A 3,909-nucleotide genomic window follows, 5' to 3' on the forward strand; every position below is an offset into this window, starting at 1 on the left:
GTAGTGCGGCTTGTCCGTCAGCATCGCCTTGAATTTCAACTGGCCGAGAACGCCGTTCCACGCGGCCGCGAACTCCTTGCCGTAGCGATCAAGAAGTTCGGGGCCGAGCTTGAGCAATTGCTGGTTGATATCGCCTTGTTCGCCGCCGCCCCCGAGAACCCACTGCTCGTCGACAAGCATCTGCGCAATGCGCGACAGTTGCCGGAGATAGAAGGTGTTGAAGCCGGAATGAGTATAGATGCCGGGAATACGAAGCCCTGACAGATCGCCGCCATCGATGCGCTCGAACAGCAGCTGCGCTTCCGGCCCGCCTTTCTGAGACAGTGAAAAATCGTCCAGCACCGCTGCGTATATAGCCGACTTGATCAAGGCCGAAGCGCGATCGGCAAGGCTCATACGCCCGAGTGAACGTTGAGCGGCTTCGACAAGCGGCTGGTTGAGTTCGAAGACCGGATCATAGGCGTCGTCCAATGCCAGCATGGCGCGCAGGTGCTTTTGGAGCTGCTCGCGTCCTTCGCGATTGTTTTCGCCCGGATATCGGTTCTGCTCCCAGTCCCGCTTCATCCACGAAACGATCAAAGCGTCATCGACCTTCGGTGCCTTGCCGCCAAGCATCAGATAGATTTTCAACGGTTCGTAGAGGGCGACGGGATCGGCCATCTTGGCCTGGATCGTCCGCTCGGCCTGGATCAACAGGCGCGATCGGAGCAGTCGCTCCAGCGCCTGCCGATAGGCTGTTTTGGATGCCGAAAGAAGTCTCTCCCTCTGGCTGAGGCCGAACGTCTCCTCTAACGGTGTCGGCAAGTCACCGGTTTCATACCCGGCCGGCAGATCGCGCAACTGGTCAAGCGGGCCGATGACGTTTTCAAGGTCGACATCGGTGACCGTGCTGGCCTTGAGCAACGGGGCCGCCGTCTCGCGATACTGGCCCATGGCCAGCGTTGTGGAGGCGATCAGCGACCGGTTGGAAGCAAAGCTCAGGGCGAGCGTACCCAGTGCGGCGGCGGCGATCAGCGTTATGGCACCCATGCCACCAAATCTGACGATCGCCGCACGCCTTGCAGCCGATTTGTCATACGAAACCCAGCCCGATTCGGCAAAAATGACGTCCGTCAGCAGATCATGCAAAAAGAAGCTTTTGCCGGTTCCAGAAAGGTGAGGGCGGGAATTGCCACCGAAATTGCGGCCGATCGCGCCCAGCACCTGATCGATAGGCGTGCCCTCTTGCGTGCCGGACGAAAAATACAATCCACGCAGGCTGACATTCACCTGGCTGCGTCCGGGATTGAACAGAGCGGCGACAAAGCTGGTAACTCGGCCCTTTAGTGCGCCGAACTGTGCCGGAAAACCGAAGATGGAGATGCGCGTGACGGGATCAGTCTCTTCCTGGAGGCGGTCGGCCATCTCGTCGGCCAGTCGTTTTGCCAGCGCATCGAATTCGGCAGGGGCTCCAGCGGCCATGTTCCTGTCGCGCTCCGCGGTCTGGAATGTCGCGCCCCACACCTTGCGCCTTCGTGACTCGTCGAAACCGCCGAAGTAGTCCATGAAACCGGAGACAAGATCGGCCTTGGTGAAAATCAGATAGACTGGAAACTGAACTTTCAGCGTCTCGTGGATTTCCCTCAGCCGGTTGCGTATCTCGGCGACGTGGGTATCTAGCTGCCGGTCGTCGAAGCTCATCAGATCGGCAAGGCTGATGGCCAGGATGACGCCGTTTATCGGTTGCCGGGCGCGGTGCTTCTTGAGCAGTGACAGGAAGGAGAGCCAGCTCTTCTTGTCGCTCTCAGCATTGGAATCCTGCGTCGTGTAGCGACCTGCGGTGTCGATCAACACGGCCTGGTCGGTAAACCACCAGTCGCAGGCACGTGTTCCGCCAATGCCGGCCACCGGTTGGGCGTCTCCTGAACCGGCAAGCGGAAAATTCAGCCCCGAATTGACCAGTGCCGTTGTCTTGCCGGCACCCGGCGGGCCTATGACGACGTACCAGGGGACGTCGTAGAGGAAGTTGCGCTTGCCGCTCGACCCTTTGAGCGCCGCCAAGGCCTCATTCATGCGGGCTTCGAGCAGCCGCCCATCGTCATCATCGCGGTCATCATTGTGCGCAACGACGGTTTCGAGCGCTTTTTGCGCCTTCCTCCCCTGCCAGAAACGCAGCCCGTGAACAAGCGCCAGCGTCGCCACGATTACACCGATGATCGTTGCACGCAGCCAGGCAGGCCCGAGCGGCCGGCTATCGGCAAAGCGGATCAAGGGGCCGGCAAACCATATGGCCGTCGCGAAGCCGATCAGCGCGGTCATGCTGAATATCCGCAGCAGCCAACGCGTCATGGATGCTTCCAGCAGGTCGTCACAATGTCTCCTCCCTGGGGATCATCACATCGACACGGCGGTTCCTGGCGCGGCCTTCCGGCGTCGCGTTTTCGGCGATCGGTTCGTCCTCGCCCTTGCCGTCCACCGTCAGTCGCGAGGGATCGCTGAATTTCGCGGCCATCAGCGCTTCGACGGCTTTGGCCCGGGCCAGCGAAAGGTCGAAGTTGGATTTGAAGGCGCTCGACCGACGCGGTTTGACATTATCCGTGTGGCCGACGATCCGGATCGGTCCAGGCTCGTGCTCAAGAGCCGCGGCGATGTCGGCGGCGATGGGCTGAAATTCCGGCTTCGTCTCGGCCCTGCCGGACTGGAACAGCAGCAGATTGTTGATTTCCACGACGATGAAGTCGCCCTTGGTGCCAATGGCCAGTCCGCCGCCTTCGACGTCCTTGGCCAGCGCCGCACGAATACGATCGATCTGAGCGTTGGCCGCCGGTGGGGCGACTTTGGCTGGCTCGACCAGCGGCGCCACGCTGGCGCGCTCGATAGCGACGGGTATTGATGGGTTGAGTGCCAGCAATTCACCTGCGGCGGCGTCGCCTTCATTGGAGATGAAGACCCGCAATGCGAAGAACGCTGCCGCCAGCAGCGCCGACGCTGACGCGGCAACCACCCAAAGCGGCAGGCGGGCCGAGGACTGCGCCATCGTCTCGGCCAAGCCCTGCCAGCGCGGCGAGATGTCTTCACCCGCACGCGTCCTGAAGTAGCGAAGCGTCTCGTAGACGTCGCGTCGAACGCGCTCGAGATTGTTGTCTTCGCGCCTCACGCCGCGATACTGGCCCTCGAACCCCAGCGACAGACAGACATGCATCAGTTCGAGCAGATCGTAATGTGTCTCGGGATGGGCCAGGATCTTGTTCAGTGCTTCGTAGAAGCCTGTGCCGGAGGACTGGGTATGAAAGAACTGCCACGACATGCTGCGTTGCGACCAGTCGTCTTTCCCAGGCCAAGGCAGGTTGCCGATGAGATCGTCGGCTGTTTCGCACAGAACATAACGCGCAATCCGCGCATCCTCTTCGGCAACGTCCGATTTCTCCACCGTCCGGTCGAATTTTTCGATGGCCTCAGCGACATGTTGCGCCAGTGGCTCCGCCTGTCTTTCGACAGGCATCAGCCTGAGTTGCCCAAACAGCATCAGCAAAGGAGCGGCCGCAGCGAGAATAGTGTTTGCCGCGCAGTATCTGACCACCTCGGCGGCGCCGAGCAGCATGCGCTGCTCGATGGGCGGCTTTGATGCGGCGGCCGAAGAGCTGGTACCTGCTGGGGCACCCAGGGCCGGGCCTTGATAGATGACGGTTCCTGATACCCAGCCCGGTGGCCGCACGACGCCAGGATCGAACACGGTTGAATCCTCGATCCTGGAGGTGTCCGCGATGGATTGCTCCGGAACCGGCGGCGGTTTTTGCGTGCGCCGTGGATTTGCGCGAATGACGGTCTTGCCCGCCGGACCGAAGGGGTCGTCCTTCGAGCTCATCGCCGATCACCCGTGCAGGCGGGACACCCGCGATTGGGCGAGACAGGCGCAAGACGGTTTCTGGT

At 61.3% G+C, this 3,909-nt stretch carries 2 protein-coding genes; both read right to left on the reverse strand.

The window, feature by feature from the left end; all coding sequences use genetic code 11:
• Nucleotides 1-2,328 (reverse strand): type VI secretion system membrane subunit TssM (gene tssM, locus EN943_RS35665; RefSeq protein WP_127416461.1); only part of this gene is annotated, 2,328 nt, incomplete at its 3' end.
• A 19-nt stretch (nt 2,329-2,347) separates the two neighbouring features.
• Entirely contained in the window at nt 2,348-3,844 is a 1,497-nt protein-coding gene (gene tssL / locus EN943_RS35670) for a type VI secretion system protein TssL, long form (RefSeq protein WP_013525288.1), read from the reverse strand.
• Nucleotides 3,845-3,909 lie beyond the last annotated feature (65 nt).

Origin of the sequence: Mesorhizobium sp. M7A.F.Ca.US.006.01.1.1 (assembly GCF_003997935.1) — a bacterium.
GTDB lineage: Bacteria > Pseudomonadota > Alphaproteobacteria > Rhizobiales > Rhizobiaceae > Mesorhizobium.

Coding starts and splice junctions, on each gene's coding strand:
- tssL (WP_013525288.1), bottom strand. CDS start 3,844: ATGAGCTCGAAGGACGACCCCTTCGGTCCGGCGGGCAAGACCGTCATT.